This window comes from Pantoea sp. EKM101V (assembly GCF_011800325.1).
In the GTDB taxonomy this organism is placed as follows: Bacteria; Pseudomonadota; Gammaproteobacteria; order Enterobacterales; family Enterobacteriaceae; genus Pantoea; species Pantoea anthophila.
Map to the genome: position 1 here is coordinate 85,082 of NZ_JAALFP010000010.1, position 18,701 is coordinate 103,782.

General features: G+C 57.2%; 18 protein-coding genes. 3 read left to right on the forward strand and 15 right to left on the reverse strand.

Going from position 1 to position 18,701, the window contains the following annotated elements; all coding sequences use genetic code 11:
* Position 1 precedes the first annotated feature (1 nt).
* The 6 genes from hisS to ndk all read right to left on the reverse strand — a co-directional run bounded on the left by hisS (position 2) and on the right by ndk (position 6,150).
* The gene (gene hisS / locus HFD92_RS16005; RefSeq protein WP_046102368.1) at positions 2-1,279 is read right to left on the reverse strand and encodes a histidine--tRNA ligase; all 1,278 of its coding nucleotides are present in this window, start codon (positions 1,277-1,279) and stop codon (positions 2-4) included.
* Between the two features lie 106 nt (positions 1,280-1,385).
* On the reverse strand, positions 1,386-2,507 hold the full coding sequence (gene ispG, locus HFD92_RS16010) for a flavodoxin-dependent (E)-4-hydroxy-3-methylbut-2-enyl-diphosphate synthase (protein WP_009088728.1): 1,122 nt from the start codon (positions 2,505-2,507) through the stop codon (positions 1,386-1,388).
* A gap of 37 nt (positions 2,508-2,544) precedes the next feature.
* Entirely contained in the window at positions 2,545-3,558 is a 1,014-nt protein-coding gene (rodZ, locus tag HFD92_RS16015) for a cytoskeleton protein RodZ (protein ID WP_009088726.1), read from the reverse strand.
* Positions 3,548-4,282: a type IV pilus biogenesis/stability protein PilW gene (pilW, locus tag HFD92_RS16020; RefSeq protein WP_167429241.1), complete on the reverse strand. Its 735-nt coding sequence runs from the start codon at positions 4,280-4,282 to the stop codon at positions 3,548-3,550. The genes rodZ and pilW overlap by 11 nt, the downstream gene beginning before the upstream one ends.
* A gap of 80 nt (positions 4,283-4,362) precedes the next feature.
* Complete coding sequence (locus HFD92_RS16025) at positions 4,363-5,532, reverse strand: bifunctional tRNA (adenosine(37)-C2)-methyltransferase TrmG/ribosomal RNA large subunit methyltransferase RlmN (RefSeq protein WP_167429242.1); 1,170 nt, start codon at positions 5,530-5,532, stop codon at positions 4,363-4,365.
* 186 nt (positions 5,533-5,718) lie between these two features.
* Complete coding sequence (ndk, locus tag HFD92_RS16030) at positions 5,719-6,150, reverse strand: nucleoside-diphosphate kinase (protein WP_003848684.1); 432 nt, start codon at positions 6,148-6,150, stop codon at positions 5,719-5,721.
* Between the two features lie 318 nt (positions 6,151-6,468).
* Here ndk and sseA point away from each other — a divergent pair, with 318 nt between their 5' ends.
* Positions 6,469-7,311, forward strand: a complete 843-nt coding sequence (gene sseA, locus HFD92_RS16035; RefSeq protein WP_167429243.1) for a 3-mercaptopyruvate sulfurtransferase — start codon at positions 6,469-6,471, stop codon at positions 7,309-7,311.
* 38 nt (positions 7,312-7,349) lie between these two features.
* Here the strand turns inward: sseA and sseB are convergent, their stop codons facing one another.
* The 5 genes from sseB to trmJ form a co-directional block, all read right to left on the reverse strand.
* Positions 7,350-8,114: an enhanced serine sensitivity protein SseB gene (gene sseB, locus HFD92_RS16040; RefSeq protein WP_167429244.1), complete on the reverse strand. Its 765-nt coding sequence runs from the start codon at positions 8,112-8,114 to the stop codon at positions 7,350-7,352.
* A 46-nt stretch (positions 8,115-8,160) separates the two neighbouring features.
* On the reverse strand, positions 8,161-9,447 hold the full coding sequence (gene pepB, locus HFD92_RS16045; protein ID WP_009088714.1) for an aminopeptidase PepB: 1,287 nt from the start codon (positions 9,445-9,447) through the stop codon (positions 8,161-8,163).
* Positions 9,448-9,608: 161 nt separating this feature from the next.
* On the reverse strand, positions 9,609-10,769 hold the full coding sequence (locus HFD92_RS16050) for an IscS subfamily cysteine desulfurase (RefSeq protein WP_167429245.1): 1,161 nt from the start codon (positions 10,767-10,769) through the stop codon (positions 9,609-9,611).
* 88 nt (positions 10,770-10,857) lie between these two features.
* A complete protein-coding gene (gene iscR, locus HFD92_RS16055; protein ID WP_009088710.1) occupies positions 10,858-11,355 on the reverse strand; it encodes a Fe-S cluster assembly transcriptional regulator IscR in 498 nt (165 codons plus the stop codon).
* Between the two features lie 145 nt (positions 11,356-11,500).
* Positions 11,501-12,238 carry a tRNA (cytosine(32)/uridine(32)-2'-O)-methyltransferase TrmJ gene (gene trmJ, locus HFD92_RS16060; protein ID WP_009088708.1) on the reverse strand — a complete coding sequence of 246 codons (738 nt, stop codon included), beginning with the start codon at positions 12,236-12,238 and terminating at the stop codon, positions 11,501-11,503.
* Between the two features lie 132 nt (positions 12,239-12,370).
* On the opposite strand from trmJ, the gene suhB reads away from it, so the two are divergent.
* A complete protein-coding gene (gene suhB / locus HFD92_RS16065) occupies positions 12,371-13,174 on the forward strand; it encodes an inositol-1-monophosphatase (RefSeq protein WP_009088706.1) in 804 nt (267 codons plus the stop codon).
* A 59-nt stretch (positions 13,175-13,233) separates the two neighbouring features.
* Here the strand turns inward: suhB and HFD92_RS16070 are convergent, their stop codons facing one another.
* From HFD92_RS16070 to HFD92_RS16080, 3 genes are all read right to left on the reverse strand, one after another.
* Positions 13,234-14,247, reverse strand: a complete 1,014-nt coding sequence (locus HFD92_RS16070) for a TIGR04086 family membrane protein (RefSeq protein WP_046102373.1) — start codon at positions 14,245-14,247, stop codon at positions 13,234-13,236.
* A 203-nt stretch (positions 14,248-14,450) separates the two neighbouring features.
* Positions 14,451-15,431, reverse strand: a complete 981-nt coding sequence (locus tag HFD92_RS16075; protein WP_167429246.1) for a nickel/cobalt transporter — start codon at positions 15,429-15,431, stop codon at positions 14,451-14,453.
* Complete coding sequence (locus tag HFD92_RS16080; protein WP_009088701.1) at positions 15,422-16,048, reverse strand: DUF1007 family protein; 627 nt, start codon at positions 16,046-16,048, stop codon at positions 15,422-15,424. The genes HFD92_RS16075 and HFD92_RS16080 overlap by 10 nt, the downstream gene beginning before the upstream one ends.
* A 155-nt stretch (positions 16,049-16,203) precedes the next feature.
* On the opposite strand from HFD92_RS16080, the gene csiE reads away from it, so the two are divergent.
* Positions 16,204-17,472 carry a stationary phase inducible protein CsiE gene (csiE, locus tag HFD92_RS16085; protein WP_111208322.1) on the forward strand — a complete coding sequence of 423 codons (1,269 nt, stop codon included), beginning with the start codon at positions 16,204-16,206 and terminating at the stop codon, positions 17,470-17,472.
* Here the strand turns inward: csiE and HFD92_RS16090 are convergent.
* Complete coding sequence (locus HFD92_RS16090) at positions 17,454-18,602, reverse strand: 3-phenylpropionate MFS transporter (RefSeq protein WP_167429247.1); 1,149 nt, start codon at positions 18,600-18,602, stop codon at positions 17,454-17,456. The two genes, csiE and HFD92_RS16090, sit on opposite strands and share 19 nt — an antisense overlap.
* Between the last annotated feature and the right edge of the window lie 99 nt (positions 18,603-18,701).

Here is an 18,701-nt window from a genome sequence, read left to right on the forward strand (position 1 = left end):
GTTACGCCTGTAACAGCGTGCGCAATACAGCAGCAGCCTCTGCCTGATCCAGCGTTTGCTGCTCGCCACGGCGCAGATCTTTCACCACGACCTGACCGGCTTTGACTTCATCCTCGCCCAGCACCAGCGCGACGCGAGCGCCCCACTTGTCAGCGCGGGCAAACTGCTTCCTGAAGTTGCCGCCGCCAAAGTTAGTCATCAGCCTCAGCTCTGGCGCTTCATCGCGCAATTTCTCAGCCAGCTGCATCGCAGCGGACTGCACGCCCTGACCGGAAGCGATAACATAGACATCCACATTGCTCGTCGGTTCAAATTCCGGATTCACCGCCTGAACCAGCAGCACCAGACGCTCCATGCCCATCGCGAAGCCCACCGCAGGGGTGGCACGTCCACCGAGCTGCTCTACCAGACCGTCATAGCGACCGCCGCCGCACACGGTACCCTGTGAACCCAGGCTGTCGGTGACCCACTCAATCACGGTGCGATTGTAGTAATCCAGGCCGCGCACCAGACGCTGATTAACGGTGTAGCGGATGCCCGCGTCATCCAGCAGGGCACACAGGCCGCTGAAATGGTCGCGTGATTCGTCATCAAGATAGTCGCCGAGCTGCGGCGCATCATTCAGCAGCTGCTGAATATCGGGATTTTTACTGTCGAGAACGCGCATCGGGTTGCTGTACATGCGGCGTTTGCAATCCTCATCCAGCACCTCTTTGTGCTGTTCAAGGAAGGCGACCAGTGCGTCGCGATAGTGCGCACGCGCTTCCAGTGAGCCGATGGAGTTGAGTTCCAGGCGAACGTGGTCGGCAATGCCTAACGCTTTCCACCAGCGGGCGTTGAGCATAATCAGCTCCGCATCGATATCCGGTCCCTGCAGACCAAACACTTCGACGCCGATCTGGTAAAACTGGCGATAACGGCCCTTCTGCGGACGCTCATAGCGGAACATCGGCCCCATGTACCACAGGCGCTGCTCCTGATTGTAGAGTAAACCGTGCTCAATACCGGCTCGCACGCAGCCTGCGGTTCCTTCCGGACGCAGCGTCAGGCTTTCGCCATTGCGGTCCTCGAAGGTATACATCTCTTTTTCAACCACATCGGTGACTTCACCGATGGCGCGTTTAAACAGTGGGGTCTGCTCCACCAGCGGCAAGCGAATTTCGCTGTAGCCGTAGCTCGCCAGCGTCTGCTTGAGTACGCCTTCAATCCGTTGCCAGAGAGCGGTATCCGCAGGCAGGTAGTCGTTCATCCCGCGAATCGCCTGAATATTCTTCGCCACGTTAAAATCTCTTAATGCAAAAAAAACCTGTCCGGCATCATACCTTATGAGGATGAAACCGCACAGGTTCAGTCAAAAAAGTCACGCACGCAGGCTGCGCACGCCATTATTTTTCCAGCTGCTGCACGTCAATCCGGCGGCTGGCATCCAGCATCGACGCTTTGGCACGAATGCGCGCTTCCAGCTGATCGATCATGTCGTGGTTATCGAGACGATCGCGCTGACGCACGCCATCCTCGTAGAAACCACTCTTCTTGCTGCCACCAGTCACGCCCAGGGTCGAGAGCGTTGCTTCGCCCGGTCCGTTGACCACACAGCCGATAATGGAGACATCCATCGGCGTGATGAGATCTTCCAGGCGCTGCTCCAGCGCGTTGACGGTACCGATCACGTCAAACTCCTGACGTGAACAGGTCGGGCAGGCAATGAAGTTAATCCCGCGCGAACGGATACGCAGTGATTTCAGAATATCGAAGCCGACCTTGACCTCTTCAACCGGATCGGCCGCCAGCGAGATACGCAGCGTGTCGCCGATCCCTTCTGACAGCAGCAGACCCAGCCCAATCGCCGATTTGACTGCGCCAGCGCGCGCCCCGCCCGCTTCGGTGATCCCGAGATGCAGAGGCTGATCGATCTGTTTTGCCAGCAGCCGATAAGATTCCACCGCCAGGAAGACGTCAGAGGCTTTTACACTGACTTTAAACTGGTCGAAGTTAAGACGGTCGAGGTGATCGACGTGACGCATGGCCGATTCCAGCAACGCCTGCGGCGTCGGCTCGCCATACTTTTCCTGCAGATCTTTTTCCAGCGAACCGGCGTTAACGCCAATCCGGATCGGAATATTGTTGTCGCGCGCGCAGTCAACCACCATACGAATACGCTCATTATTCCCGATATTACCGGGATTGATGCGCAGGCAGTCAACGCCATATTCGGCGACTTTCAGGGCGATGCGGTAGTCAAAATGGATGTCTGCAACCAGCGGCACGTTCACCTGCTGTTTGATCAGCCTGAACGCTTCTGCGGCATCCATGGTCGGCACCGAGACACGAACGATGTCGACACCGACGCGCTCAAGGGCTTTGATCTGATTTACCGTCGCTTCCACGTCAGTGGTGCGGGTGTTGGTCATCGACTGGACGGCAATAGGTGCGCCGTCACCGACCGGCACCTTGCCGACGTAAATGCGTCTGGATTTACGACGGATAATGGGTGCTTCGTTATGCATATTTCTTCTCCACAATTGCCCGGTACGCGATACGCTGTTATTGCGCACCCAACGTCAGGCGAGCAACCTGGTTATTACGGATAAAACGACTTAAATCAACGGGCTGATTCTGATATTGCACCTGAACCGCGGACGGCGCGCCAATTTTCAGACGATACGGAGGTGTGCCCGCGAGGCTCAGTTTACCACCACTACGCTGAATGCCGCTGAACAGTTTTTTGCCGGTGGCATCGCTCACTTCCAGCCAGCAGTCGGCGGTGAAGTTCATGACCACCGCATTCGGGTCGGCCGCCGGTTCACTGACTGCGGCAGCGCCGACCGGCATCTGTGGTGTTGTGCTGGTGGCAGGGTTAGTCGTGGCCGGTGCTGCCGATGTGGTGTCCTGTGGCGCCTGGCTCGGTGACACGACAGCATTGCTGCTGTCGGTCTGCGTTGTGGCTGGGGTAGTGGTCGTGCTGGCAGCCGGCGCAGAGGTGGCTGGCGTGCTGGTCGCGCTGTTGTCGCTGGCGGCCGTATTACTTTCGTCAGGCGCGGCTGGCGCCGCGCTGTCACCGCTGGTCTCACCCAGCGGAATCGACTGGCCGCTATCGCCGCTGCTGCCGTTCTGGTCGGTCATCGGCACCAGATCGTCCTGCGACGCTTTGTGATTCTGCCACCACCAGGCGCCGGTCAGGCCAATCACCACGAACACCACCAGCCAGGTAAAAATCATTAACCAGCCGTCGCGTTTCTTGCGGCGCTTGCCCAGGGAGAAACTTTGCATCGGCTCGATTTTTGCCGCCCGGACCGGCGTCTGTTTCGCCATCATCGGCAGCAGTTCCTCTTCAGGAATGTGCACCAGACGCGCATAAGAGCGGATGTAACCGCGCAGGAACGTCGAGGCTAAATCGGCAGGCGATTTGTCCTCTTCGATGTCACGCACGGTAGAGAGTTTCAGACACAGACGTTCAGCGACGTTCTGCTGTGACAGCCCCATCTGCTCACGGGCCAGACGCAGGCGATCACCTGTTGAATGTAATGCAGAGTTTTCTTGAGTGGCTTCAGTATTCATTAGCTAAATAACGCTGGTACTGTATCGATTGCGGAAAACGTCGCGCTAACTGGTCGCCATAACGTGAAACGTCTGCGGCATTTCCCTGTAGCGCGGCGAAACGTAAGTGTAACGCCAGACTGCGTGCCGTTTCGGGCAACTGTAGCTGGTAAACGTCGAGCAAAATCTGCACCCTCGCCAGATGGTTATCAGCCATCTGCTTTTCAGCCTCCGCCAGCAGCGAATCAGCTTTTCGCCTGTCGGCTTCAATGGCCCGGCGTAGCGTCCTGCGGGCGGCAACAACATCCCCCGCCTGCAGGTAACAAAAACCTGCCAGTTCAAGCGCGTCGTTGCGTGCATCAGACGACAGAGCGGTTTCTGCCCGACTAAACTGTTGATGCGCTTCGTCATACTGCCCTAAAGCGCAGAGAAACGCACCGTAATTGTTAGCAACAAAACCATTATCCGGGGCCTGCTGCTGTGCCAGTATAAACCCTGCCTGGGCTGCTGTCTGATTGCCCTGCTGTTGCGCCAGTCGTGCCAGCGCAAGCGAGACCCGGTAATCCTCTGGCGCGGCGGCCTGCGCGCGCAGAAAGTTTCGCTCAGCAGCGGCATAATCACCCGCCGCCAGATAGTGCATCCCTAACTGCAGACGCACCTCTTCAGCACCGGATGAGTGCGGCTGGCTGACACACCCGCTTACAACAAACAGCGCCAGTACACTGGCGGGTAATCCGTTACGCACGATCGTTTCCCTCTGCCTGACATTGACAGGCTGCAGCCTGCCACGCGTCTTCACGTCAGGAAACGTTCTCTGTCACGCTTCTAGAGCGCCTTCACAGAGATGGCTTCACCCGCCATTTTTTTACGCAGCGTACGCTTGGTGCGGTCGATCACCTCACCCGCTAACTGACCACAGGCGGCATCAATATCGTCGCCACGGGTTTTACGCACAATGGTGGTAAACCCATAGTCCATCAGCACCTTGGAGAAGCGGTCAATGCGGCTGTTTGAGCTGCGGCCATAAGGTGCACCCGGGAAGGGGTTCCACGGAATCAGGTTGATTTTACACGGTGTTTCTTTCAGTAATGCGGCAAGCTCATGCGCATCGTCGGTGCTGTCATTGACATGATCCAGCAGGACGTACTCAATGGTCACGCGTCCCTGGTTGGCGTTAGATTTGCCAATGTAGCGTTTCACCGCTGCCAGGAAGGTTTCGATATTGTACTTTTTGTTGATCGGAACAATATCATCACGCAGCTTGTCGTTAGGCGCGTGCAGTGAAATGGCCAGCGCCACATCAATCATATCGCCCAGTTTGTCCAGTGCAGGCACCACACCTGAAGTAGAGAGGGTCACACGACGCTTGGAGAGACCGAAGCCGAAGTCATCCAGCATGATCTCCATTGCCGGAACCACATTATTGAGGTTGAGCAGCGGCTCACCCATGCCCATCATCACCACGTTGGTGATGGGACGCTGGCCGGTGATTTTTGCTGCGCCGACGATTTTCGCCGCACGCCACACCTGACCAATAATTTCTGACACCCGCAGGTTACGGTTAAAGCCCTGCTGTGCGGTCGAACAGAATTTACACTCCAGCGCACACCCCACCTGCGAAGAAACACACAGCGTGGCGCGGTCGCCTTCCGGGATATAGACCGTTTCCACCAGCTGATCGCCCACACGGATGGCCCATTTAATGGTGCCGTCAGTGGAGCGCATCTCTTCAGCCACTTCCGGTGCGCGGATCTCCGTCAGATCCATCAGCCGGTTACGCAGCTTTTTGTTGATGTCGGTCATCTGCTCGAAATCATCGCAGCAGTAGTGGTAAATCCACTTCATGACCTGATCGGCACGGAACGGCTTTTCGCCCAGCGACTGGAAAAACTCGCGCATCTGCTGACGGTTGAGATCCAGCAGGTTGATTTTCTGGCTTTTAGGGGAAACGACAATGGGGGATGCGGACGCGGACGTCACAATCTGTTCGGACATAATATTCTCTGGCCTCGTTGTTACACGTTATGGCGCTGTTCAGGGATAGGTGAAAAAAATTGCGCCTTCATTAAGCGAAGTCAATGAAGGCGCAATATTGTACAACATCTGCGGCCTGATAACAGGCGGGAGTGGCTCCCTCAGGCAGATTTTTGTAAAGCCGACCTGCTGTTTATCGCCAGGCGATTAACGGGTACGTGGGCAGATTTCGTTTTCGCCGAAGAAATAGGCGATTTCGCGGGCAGCGGATTCAGCAGAATCTGAACCGTGCGTGGCGTTTTCGGTGAAGCTGTCTGCGTAGTCAGCACGCAGGGTGCCAGCCAGTGCGTTTGCCGGGTTAGTCGCACCCATCAGGTCACGGTGACGCTGAACGGCATTTTCACCTTCCAGTACAGAAACGACAACCGGGCCAGAGGTCATGAATTCAACCAGACCATCAAAGAATGGCTTGCCCTGGTGCTCAGCGTAAAAACCTTCAGCCTGCTCTTTGCTCAGCTGCAGCATTTTTGCACCAACGATTTTGAAGCCAGCGCTTTCAAAACGGTTGTAGATAGCACCAATCACATTTTTAGCGACGGCGTTTGGCTTGATGATAGAAAAAGTACGTTCGATTGCCATGATGACCTCTGTCTTGACGTCCTGAAGAAACCGGCGGCGCAGCCCCCGGCCAATAAACGGCGCCGATTATAGGGGCTGAGTGCGGCATTGCCTATCAGAGATCCCTAATTTGTTGAAAATTCTTGATCTGAGTCGACGCAGAGGCGTCTTCGTTATGATTTTGCCTGAAAAAGCGCCGGTGCTGCGGCCCTGACGGACGATTCCTGAGCAGCACGCCAGGCTTTTTCTCCTCCCCTGCCCCATTTTATTAACGCATCGCTTGAGATGGTTTCCACATTCCCCGACACTGCTATCACAGATTGCAGAGATGAGGTTGTTATGACGACGCCACTGTTTGTGTCCGCCGACTGGTTACAAGAGCACTATGATGATGAGCGGCTTCAGGTACTGGATGCGCGCATGTTGCCACCCGGCATGGAGGCCGTGCGTGATATTCAGGCTGAATATCTGGCGGGACACTTACCCGACGCCCCTTACTTCGATATCGAAGCGCTGTCCGATCACACCAGCCCCTATCCCCATATGCTGCCGCGCGCCGAACGCTTTGCCGTGGCGATGCGCGAGCTGGGCGTCAGCAGTGATAAACACCTGGTCGTCTATGACGAAGGCAATCTCTTCTCCGCGCCACGCGCCTGGTGGATGCTGAAGACCTTTGGTGTCGCGCAGGTGTCGATCCTGGCGGGCGGACTGCAGGGCTGGAAAGCAGCGGGCTTTGCGCTGCAAACCGGCGAGGTCAGCCTGCCGGAAGGCGAGTTTGAGGCTCAGGCGGATGAAAGCCGGGTGAAACGTCTGACGGACGTGCTGCTGATCAGCCATGAAGGCGGCGCACAGATCGTGGATGCACGTGCGGCCAATCGCTTCAACGCGGAAGTGGACGAGCCGCGTCCCGGATTACATCGCGGGCATATTCCCAACAGTCTGAACGTGCCGTGGAACAGTCTGGTAGAGCAGGGAGAACTGAAGCCGGAGGCGGCGCTGCGCCAGCTGTTTGCTGACGCCGGCGTCGATATCAGCAAACCGGTAGTGGCCAGCTGCGGCTCTGGCGTCACGGCGGTGGTGGTAATCCTCGCGCTGACGTCGCTGGGAGCGCGGGATGTCACGCTGTATGACGGCTCCTGGGGTGAATGGGGCAGTCGCGACGACTTACCGATTGCGAAATAAAAAACAGGCGGCCCATGAGCCGCCTGTTTTTAACTGCGTCAGATAATCCGCTCGCTGCCCTTGAAGTCACGCAGGAAACTGCCCCAGCGACGTTCATAAAAGGGCGTGATGTGCGCGGTAAAGAAGTGGCTGATACCGCGGTCCTGCAGGGTAACTTCGCAGATATCAATCGGCGCATCGTCCGGCAGCGTATCCGTTGCCACGCTGCCCGCCGCCTGAATGATCGCCTCAATGTTGCTGTCCGCTTCGATACCAATCAGCAGATTAGGCGCTTCGTCGGCCTGCTCACGAATGCTGGCAACAAAGGCGCGCCGCACCTCTTTGTGCTTGCTGAACAGCTGCGTCAGCGAGTCGATCATCTGCGCAGGCGGCTCGGCCACCTCAGAGAGCAGCAGGGCGTGCCCGCCTTCCAGCACGGTCTGCTGACTCAGCGCACTGCCCTGCTCCGCCAGCAGATGCGTAATCTCTGCCGGGGTAAACTCTTTGCCGGAAGGGAGTTTTGGATTGAGAAACAGCGTTTCGCCGCGGGTAATCTCAAACAGCGTCCGCACCGGCAGACGCAGCCAGGCCTGTTCACCCGTGACGGCTTCGCTCATCGCCTGTTCCGACGTGAAAAAAGGAATGATGCTGCTGCCATCCTCTTTTTCCCAGTGCTGCAGATCAACCGGCGTACTGGCATCGAGCTGTGGCTGGGTGCTTTCACCCGGTATCCAGACATCGGACTCCAGCAGCAGTTGAAAAAATTCGGGCCGATGGGCTGGCTCAGTTGCGGCCAGCTTCAGCACCTCTTCAAGACGGTTCATAGTTGCTCTCTGCATCGCGGTGGCATCGGCCACCGCTGGGGTCAGCTTATTTCAGTAACAGGTTGGCGATAGTGCGCACGCCCAGGCCGGTTGCGCCTGCGGCCCACTGATCGACCGCGCCTTTGCGATAGGTCGCAGAGCAGTCAATATGCAGCCAGCCCTGCTGATAGTGGCTGACGAAGTGGGACAGGAACGCTGCCGCGCTGCTGGCACCCGCCGCATGGGAAGGACTGGCGATATTGTTAAGGTCAGCGAAGTTAGACGGCAGGTGGCTGCGATGGAATTCTGCCAGCGGCAGACGCCAGAAAGGTTCATTCTCGCTCACCGCGCTGCCCATCAGCGACTGCGCCATCACGTCGTCAAAGGTAAACAGCGCATGGTAATCGTTACCCAGCGCCGTTTTGGCTGCGCCGGTCAGGGTAGCAGCGTCGATCAGCAGCGTCGGATTCTGTTCGCTGGCATCGATCAGGCCGTCGGCCAGAACCAGACGTCCTTCCGCATCGGTGTTCATCACTTCCACCGATTTACCGTTGCGATAGCGAATGATATCGCCCAGTTTAAAGGCGTTGCTGCTGACCATGTTGTCGGCACAGCAGAGGTAGAGTTTGACGCGCTTGTTGAGGCCACGGGAAATCGCCAGCGCCAGCGCGCCGGTGACGGTCGCCGCTCCGCCCATATCTGACTTCATCGAATCCATGAAGCTGCTCTGCTTCAGGCTGTAGCCGCCGGTATCAAAGGTAATGCCTTTACCGACCAGACAGGCGTAGACCGGCGCACTCTCATCGCCGGTCGGGTTGTAATCCAGCGCCAGGAAAACCGGCGGGCGATTCGAGCCACGTCCTACCGTGTGCAGGCCCATGTAGCCCTGCTCGCGCAGATCGTCACCTTTGGTGATGCGATAGCTGACGGCGCTGCCGCCCACTTCACTGATCAGATCGATCGCCATGTGTGCCAGCTGTTCCGGCCCCAGATCTTCTGCAGGCAGGTTGATGACGTTGCGGACCCAGTCGATCGCTTTAAGACGACGGTCAAACTCCGCCTGCTCATGTTCGCCCAGCGCCGGCCACTCCACCTGACGCTGCCCTTTCGGGCCACGGAAGCCCTGCCAGAATGCCCAGCACTGCTCAAGGTGCCAGCCTTCTCCGGTGAGCGCCACGTGGCGGATCCCCTGGCTGTCGATTTTGTGCGCCGCGCGCTGAATGGTGTTCAGCGCATCCGCGCCGGTCAGATGCAGCGTCATGCCGCTGTCGTTGCTGCTGAGAATCGCTTTTTCGCCCCAGCGCGCATCGGCGGGCTGGCTGCTAAGCGTGATGTTCATCGGTTGTGTGGTCATCGAAAAGCTCCATAATCGTTATCTGTTTCATCCAGCCTGATTGTTATAACGGCTTTAATAAGATGTTAAATGCAATCCGCAGACAGACCTGATAACAGATTCCGTCGGGTGATGCCAGCGAAGTGCAATGACAGGTGCCGTTTCCGGATTCTGACCGGGTGTCAGGATTTCATTAATGCCCGCAGACGCGTCACGGATTTCTGCACCAGCGCGATGGCGTAGTCGATCTCTTCATCGGTGGTGAAGCGTCCCAGCGAAAAGCGCAGTGAACTGTGCGCCAGCTCTTCACTCAGCCCCAGCGCCCGCAGAACATAGGAAGGCTCCAGGCTGGCGGAGGTACAGGCCGAGCCGGAAGAGAGCGCGAGATCTTTCAGCGCCATGATCAATGATTCACCCTCAACGTCAGCGAAACTGACGTTGAGAATATTCGGCGCGCTCTGCTGAGGATGGCCGTTAAGGGTCACGCCCGGCAGTGTGCTGATGCCCTGCCACAGACGCTCACGCAGCGCCTGCAGACGCGCCATCTCGGTTTCGCGCTCTTCAGCTGCGATGCGAAAGGCTTCCCCCATCCCGACAATCTGATGAACCGGCAGGGTGCCGGATCGCATACCGCGCTCGTGCCCGCCACCGTGGATCTGGGCGGCGATCTGCACGCGCGGTTTCCGCCGCACATAGAGCGCGCCGATGCCTTTCGGGCCATAGAGTTTGTGAGCAGAAAAGGACATCAAATCGACCGGTAACTGGCTGAGGTCGATGGGCAGCTTGCCGACGCTCTGGGTCGCATCCACATGAAACAGAATCTCACGTTCGCGACAGAGTTCACCAAAGGCAGCGATATCCTGAACCACGCCGGTTTCATTATTGACGTGCATCAGGGTGACCAGAATGGTGTCGTCGCGCAGCGCCGCCCGCAGCTGGTCAGGGGAGATAATGCCGTCAGTGCCTGGCGTAAGCCAGGTGACTTCAAAGCCTTCACGTTCCAGCTGCTGACAGCTGTCGAGTACCGCTTTGTGTTCGGTCCGGCTGGTGATGATATGTTTGCCGCGCGTCTGATGGGCGTGGGCCGCACCTTTGATCGCGAGGTTGTCAGATTCGGTGGCGCCTGAGGTAAAGACGATTTCACGCGGATCGGCATTGACCAGTTCGGCGATCTGATTACGCGCAACATCGACCGCTTCTTCAGACTGCCAGCCAAAACGGTGCGATCGCGAGGCCGGGTTACCGAACGTGCCATCCAGCGTCAGAAACTGCATCATTTTGCTGGCCACACGCGGATCGGCCGGCGTGGTGGCGGCGTAATCCAGGTAAATCGGTAATTTCATTGCGCTACAGCTCCGTATAAAAAATCATACGTCTTTATAGCAGATTCGGCCCTGACCGCGTTAGCAGTAAGGGCCGCAACAGGGGGGATTACGAGGCGCGCTGATTGATGTTGATTTCCTGAGTACGCGGGCTCTGGAAGCGGCGATTATCAATCGCATTCTGCCGGTCGGCGACATCCAGGATCTCCTGATTATTCACCAGCTCAGCCAGCGTGATGTTATTCAGGAAGTCACTGATGCGCACGCTCAGGTCGCGCCACAGTACGTGGGTCAGGCAACGTTCGCCGCCCTGGCAGCCCTCTTTCCCCTGGCACTTCGTCGCATCTACAGACTCATCCACGGCGGTGATCACTTCACCGACAGAGATGGTATTGGACGCTTTGCCCAGCAGATAACCGCCGCCCGGTCCACGAACGCTGGAGACCAGATCGTTTTTGCGCAGCCGCGAGAATAACTGCTCCAGATAGGAGAGCGAAATGCCCTGGCGCTCTGAAATATCAGCCAGCGGGACCGGGCCTTCATGGGAGTGAAGGGCAACGTCCAGCATTGCGGTAACGGCATAACGTCCTTTGGATGTCAGTCTCATAGCATACGACCTCAATAGCGTCCGGTTATCGGAGGATTAGCAACAGATGCTCTGAAGTCTGACATTCCCGAGTAAATTGGTCAACTATTTAACCTGGTAAAACACTCAACTATTTAACCTGGTAAAACACTCAACTATTAACCGCTTATTTTTTATCGCTTTTTGGCTTTTCAAAGGAGGAAAGCATGCCGCGCAGAATGTTGAGTTCATCGCGTTCCGGACGCGCGCGGGTATAAAGACGGCGCAGTTTGCTCATCACCTGACCAGGATTGGCTTCACGGATAAAGCCGCTGTTCAGCATCATCTGTTCCATATGCTGATAGAAGCGCTCCAGGTCGTCGACCAGCGGATAAGGCGATTCTTCATACTTCGGTGCCGGGCTGGCCTGCTCCTGCGACTGTAACCATGCCATGCGCACTTCATAGGCGATAATCTGCACCGCCATCGCCAGATTCAGCGAGCTGTACTCCGGATTAGCCTGAATCGCGACGTGATAATGACACTTCTGCAACTCTTCGTTGGTCAGGCCGACGCGCTCACGCCCAAAGACCAGCGCGACCGGTGCCTGCTGGCCCTCTTCCACACTTTTCACGCCGCACTCACGCGCATCCAGCATTGGCCATGGCAGTGAGCGGGAACGGGCGCTGGTGCCCACGACCAGACTGCAGCCGGCGATCGCCTCATCCAGCGAGTCGACGATTTTCGCGTCGCCGATAACATCGCTGGCACCCGCCGCGAGTGAGATGGCCTGTGAGTCGGGCTTGACCAGCGGATTCACCAGATAGAGGTTGGTTAAGCCCATGGTTTTCATGGCGCGCGCAACGGAGCCCATGTTACCGGTGTGAGAGGTCTCAACCAGAACGATACGAATATTTTGCAGCATGATTAGGGATACTCAGAAACGGGTCAGTAAAATCAGTGGGGTGAATCCTAACATAAAGCAGGACATTTACCGAACACACTGCTATACTCCGCGCCGTTTTCCCCGTTCTTTAACATCCAGCGAGAGATACCGATGCATCCAATGCTCAACATTGCCGTGCGCGCAGCGCGCAAGGCCGGAAATTTAATTGCCAAATATTATGAAACCCCGGACGCCGTCGAAGCCAGCCAGAAAGGCAGCAACGACTTCGTAACCAATGTTGACCGTGAAGCAGAACGCCTGATTATCGAAATCATTCGTAAATCTTACCCGAAACACACCATCATCACCGAAGAAAGCGGTGAGCTGGCGGGCGAAGATCAGGACGTTCAATGGGTTATCGATCCGCTGGATGGCACCTCAAACTTCATCAAACGTCTGCCCCACTTCGCTGTCTCTATCGCTGTGCGCATCAAAGGCCGCACTGAAGTCGCGGTCGTTTACGATCCGATGCGCAATGAGCTCTTCACCTCTTCACGCGGTCAGGGCGCCCAGCTGAACGGCTATCGTCTGCGCGGCAGCATTGCCCGCGATCTGGATGGCACCGTGCTGGCAACCGGCTTCCCGTTCAAGATGAAGCAGCATGCACCGGCTTACATGAACATCCTGACCAAACTCTTTACGCAGTGCGCCGATTTCCGCCGCACCGGTTCAGCTGCGCTGGATCTGGCCTACGTGGCCGCCGGTCGCGTGGACGGTTACTTTGAAATCGGCCTGAAGCCGTGGGACTTTGCGGCGGGTGAACTGCTGGTTCGTGAAGCGGGCGGTCTGGTGACAGACTTCACCGGTAACCATGGCTATATGCACTCCGGTAATATCGTTGCCGGTAACCCGCGCGTGGTGAAAGCGATGCTCTCCTCCATGCGTGATGAGCTGAGCGAAGCGTTAAAGCGCTAAGTTTCAGACAGAAAAAAGGCGGCTTCTCAGCCGCCTTTTTTATTGCCTGTTACAGGGGATTAGCGACGTTCGTGCGCCAGCACCTGACGAGGCTGAGTGCGACGACCCACCATACCCATCACACCCGCCAGCACGGCTTCGATGATCAGCAGAATCAGGGCATACCAGCTCGCTTTTGCAGTGGCGGCGGCCGCTTTTTCGCCGGCTTCACGCGCTTTCTGCTCAGCCTGCTGTTTCAGTTCCTGATACTTCTGAACGGCCTGCTGATAGCTCTGCTCGGTTTTGGCAACGATCTGATCCACTTCCTCATCGCTTTTACCGGTGCGCGCCTTGATAATATTTTTCAGCGCATCACGGTCAGCGGCCTGCAGCGTATCGGAATGACGGTCCATCACACCTTTTAACCAGTTAGCCAGATCGGTATCGGCCGTCTGCGGATGGTTTGCGGTATTGTTCGCCTGATTCTCTGCATTCTGCGCTTCGTTATTCGCATCCTGTTTTAAATTCTCTGGCTGTAATTCCGGCTTACCGGTCTGACGCAGCGTGGTTTCCAGTTCGCTCTGCAGGTTATCCAGATTAATATTATTTTCCTGCAGCTTCTCTTTTGCCATTTGCGTTACCGAAGGTGCCGCTGCGGAAATACCATTACCCAGCGCCTGGAAGCCGGAGCCTACAATATTCATCGCGCCGCCTAATACACTGGAAGCCAGCGTAACCGCCAGGTAAATAGTGAAAATTGTGCTAAGGCCAAACATCAGTAAACCGTGCATGGCGCCTTCGCGCTGCGCCAGGCGTCCTGCCACATAGCTACCCGCCGCAATGGCAACCAGCATCTCAATCGCCGTCCAGACCAGTGCGCCCGTACCAAGGCCATCCAGAGGATTCTGTTCTTTCATCGGATCAATGGTGGTGGCACCGATCGCCGTTCCCAGCAGCGTCAGAATGATATGAACGATAAGCGCGCAGATAACACCGGCAAATACGGCGCTCCAGGAAATACGCTTTAACGGTAATCCTGCGGGCCCGGTCGCCAGCGTTTCGGTATAACCATTATTAATACGGGTATCAGCCATGAAATATACTCCTCACAAAAAAGAAAGCTGCTTTGATCTTTTATCATCCCGACGGCGACGTGCCGATTTGGTATTAACAGCGTAGACAGGAAATAGTCACTTCTCCACTAAAGCGGCGTGAGAAAATAATAAAGATGTGAATTTAAAGCGGATTAGCGAAGAGAAGAACGCAGCGGCTATTTTATTCCCGCTGCGTTTTTAATTCAGAAAGGGCGGATACCACCGCCCAGCGTCAGCTGGGCTGATTGCCACAGGGCGAGACCCGCGACGATTAAAATCAGACTGCCGGTCAGGGTCAGCAGCGGGATAAGCAGCCGCGCCCTGCCCGCCGTTTCGCGGGGCTGCGCCAGCCGTTGCGCCACCGAGCGCGCCTGCTGAACCAGCACGCCTATGGCGGAAATGGTGAGGGCCGTGCCGAGCGCCATCACCGCAGCCGAGAGCACGCCCCAGCCATACACGCCGATCACTTTGGCAAACAGCAGCATCATGATCGCGCCGGAACAGGGGCGTAATCCCATCGACACCACGACCAGCAGCTGAGTTTTCAGGCTGACACTTACCTGCATCTGCTGCGGTGTCGGCAGGTGTGCATGTCCGCATCCACACTGCGCATCATGCTGATGATGGGGCTGGAAAGCGCGAAACAGTGGCGCAGGCCGGGGACGCAAAGCCCGCCACAGGGCACGCAGCGCCCGATAGCCCATCAGCACACCCAGACCGATCACCAGCAGATAGCTGCCCTTCTCCAGCCAGAAACTGCTGAGGTGCAGCTGGCGCGACGAGGTTTGCAGTATGACCAGCATCACCGTCACCAGCCCGATAGCCACCGAGCCCTGCAACAGTGAGGCGAGCAGCGTCAGCCTGATACTGGTTTTCACTCTGGCAGGATGGGTCGCCAGAAAGGTGGCGATCACTACTTTTCCGTGGCCCGGCCCCAGCGCATGCAGCACGCCATACAGCAGGCTGAAAATCACCAGCGACAGACCCGCCTGATGGGGTTGCTCAGCCACCTGCTGCAACAGTTGCGTCATCTGCCGGTGCAGATCTTTCTGCCACAACACGCTCTGCAGCAGAATCTGTGACCAGTAGATCCAGACCAGCAGTCCGCCGCTCAGCAGCAACGCCGCCATCAGCCAGAGTGGCCAGAGCCGCGATCCCCGCCCCGGTGTGGACATTACTGACATGTCAGCCCCACCGTCTGAGCAAACTGGCGGCCCAGATCCATCTCCTCTGCGGGGGCATCGGCTTTATCCAGCGACAGCGCATACTGCTTCAGCGAATCATTGGGTTTCGGTGTCGTCAGGGTAAAGCGGCAGCGCCCCTGCAGTGCAGGCGGCAGCGTTAAGGCGCCGGGATTGTCATAGAACATATCGACGAAGTAGGTGGGATCGAAGGTCAGGATCTCAAAGTGCTGTCCGGTCAGCGTCGGCGGCTCCGCCAGCGGCAGAATAAATTCGAGCACCGCCTTATGGCCATTGCGTGACAGATTATATTCCGTTGGCAGATTCAAAAACTTTACCCGCTGTTTGTTATGCCAGACTTCAGAAAAGTAGTGCTGGCCAAGAACGTTCGCCATCACGCCCGCCGCCAGCTTTTTCCACACCACGCTGCCCGGTCTGGCGTCGCCTGCATCATAAAGCAGATCGGCGGAGGTGATTTCATCCATGGTCCAGGTCATCTTTAAACCGGTAAAGGTGTCACCCTGTGCCACCAGCGCGGTTTTCATGTCGATGAAACTGTGAGGATGAGCCACGACAGCCGGACTTAATGCCATCAGTAAGGTTAAAAGTGCGCGTTTCATAATGTTATAAAGTAACGTTCCCGATGAAAAGAATCTATAAGTAACAAAATTTTGTGACCCGCCTTAAACCTCCGGCAAATAAACCGCGCAAAGCGCACAGGCGCTGACGCGGTTGACTATTCTTAGCTCAAAATAGCCTGCTGGAAATCTGATTGATGAGTTCTGCTACCCCTTTGGCACCACTCTTCACCCGTTCACAGCGTCAGTGCCACCTTTTATTGCTGCTGTTTCTGCCATCATCCGCGCTCACACTTGAGAAAGTCTGCCAGCTTAATGGCGTCGATCCTGCCGTTGCCCGACAGGATATCGCGGATGTCGGTCATGAGATACAGCGATATCACCAGCTGGAATTGCACCAGATGGTGGACGGCAGTTTTCGTCTTCATGGCACAGAGCTGAATCGGCGACTCTGTCTGCTGCACAACCTGCGGCGCAGTCTGCGTCTGTCGCAGGAGTTTGTCTGCGCGCATTTTGCCGCCCCGCTGCGCCAGCGCCTGAAGGTGATGAAGATTGAGAAAGCGCTGTGGGATGAGACCAACCTGCAGGCACTGATCCAGCACTGCGGCCTGCGCCTGAAGCGGGATTTCAGCGAGCGCGACCGCCTTTTTCTGCAGATTTTTATGAAATATGGCTTATGCGAGCGCCAGCCGGTGCTGTTCAGTGAGGCGCAGCGTCACTGGCTGCTGCATAAGGCAGAGCGGCAGGCCGCCGAGGATGTGATCCACCACTGGCGCAAACGCTGCCACCTGGCCCCGCCGATCAGTGAAGCGGATTTCTGGACGCTGCTCTTCAGCCAGATCCATACGCCGCTGACCCATGCCATTCATCATCCTGCCGAGCAGCAGTTAATGACGGCGACGCAGCAGTTGATCAATGACTTCGAACAGTGCGCCGGTGTTACCTTTGCTGACCGCGACGGATTGCTGAACCAGCTCTACCCGCATCTGGCCCAGGCGCTGGAGCGCACCCACTTCCAGATCGGTATCGACAACAGCGTCGCGCTGGATGTCAGCCGCCTCTATCCCCGTCTGCTGCGCACCACGCAGCAGGCCTTACAGCCGTTTGAACAGCATTACAGCGTCGCTTTTACGCCGGAAGAGGTGAGTTTAATGACCATTATTTTCGGTGCCTGGCTGATGCAGGAGAGTGCCTTGCAGGAGAAGCAGGTGCTGATTCTGACGGGGGATGATACGCAGCTGGAGCAGGATGTGGAGCAGCAGATCCGCGAGATCACGCTGCTGCCGATCAATATTACCTATCAGGATATCAGACAGTTTCAACAGGAGGGCGCACCGCGTGATGTGGATATCATCATCTCGCCCTACCCTACTTCGCTGCCTCTCTTCTCGCCGCCGCTGGTGCACGCCGAACTGCCGCTGACGTTACACCATCAGCAGCGTATTCGTTACTTACTGGAGTCGTAGCCGGGACGAAGGAACAGTGCGGGCAGCGCCACCAGCGCCATGACCCAGAAAAGGTGGCCCTGCAGATGGGTAAATAGCACGCCACAGATCATGGTCATTACCGCAATCCCGCCGCCCATTGCCAGAGCGGAGTAGAGCGACTGCAGGCGGATCACTTCGGCTCCCTGCCGCGCCGCAATAAAGCGCATCGCCGCCAGATGACAGACGGTGAAGCTGCCACAGTGAAGGATCTGCGCCACAATCAGCAGCGGCAGTGCGGTAGTGGCTCCCATCAGGCTCCAGCGGATTAGCGCGCAGATGCCTGAAAGCAGCAACAGATCCCGGGCGCTCCAGCGACGGAACAGGCGGTTGCTCAGGGCAAAAACCACGACTTCCGCCACCACGCCCAGCGACCAGAGATAGCCCACCGTCGAGGCGGAGTAGCCGCTCTCCTGCCACCAGATAGCACTGAAGCCGTAATAGGCGGCGTGCGCGCCCTGCAGCAGCGTCACGCAGAGCATGAACCGCCAGACGGCGTTCTCACGCAGCAGCGCCCGCCACGCCTGCCAGCCCCCACCTGCGGCACCCTGGCGCTCATCGCCCTGTGGCTGCGTGACGGGGGTGAGCATCATGCCGGCCAGCATACTGACCGCGCCCAGCGACAGCAGCAGCAGAATCGCCCGGGAGGTCCAGGCGCTGACCAGCACACCGGTTAACGCTGAGCTGAGCACAAAGGCCAGCGATCCCCACAGTCGCACCGGTCCATAAGCCAGACCAATCTGCCGTGTCCAGGTGGCAGCCAGCGCATCGCTGAGCGGCACCAGCGGGGAGAAAAAGAGATTGAAGCCAATTATCACCGCCATCAGCCACATCCACTGCTCACCCACCCAGAATCCGATGATGAACAGGCAGGTCATCAGGGCCAGCAGGCGCAGCGCCGTGATCAGCCGGGCAGGATTTCTGACCTGAGACGCGATAAGCAGGCTGCCGACAAAGCGCGCCACCATGCCACAGCCCAGCAGCAGGCCGATTTTTTCTGCATCCAGACCGGTGCCTTTCAGCCACACGCCCCAGAATGGCAGGTAGATGCCGTAACAGAAGAAGTAAGTGAAGTAGCCCAGTCCGAGCCATCTGGCGGAGCCGATTGCCATATTCCCTCCAGCAGGTTTGCTGCCTTGCAGCACAGGTGGGCGCTACTCTGGCAGAGCGCCACCAGACAGGCAATAAAAAAGGATGGCAGATGCCATCCT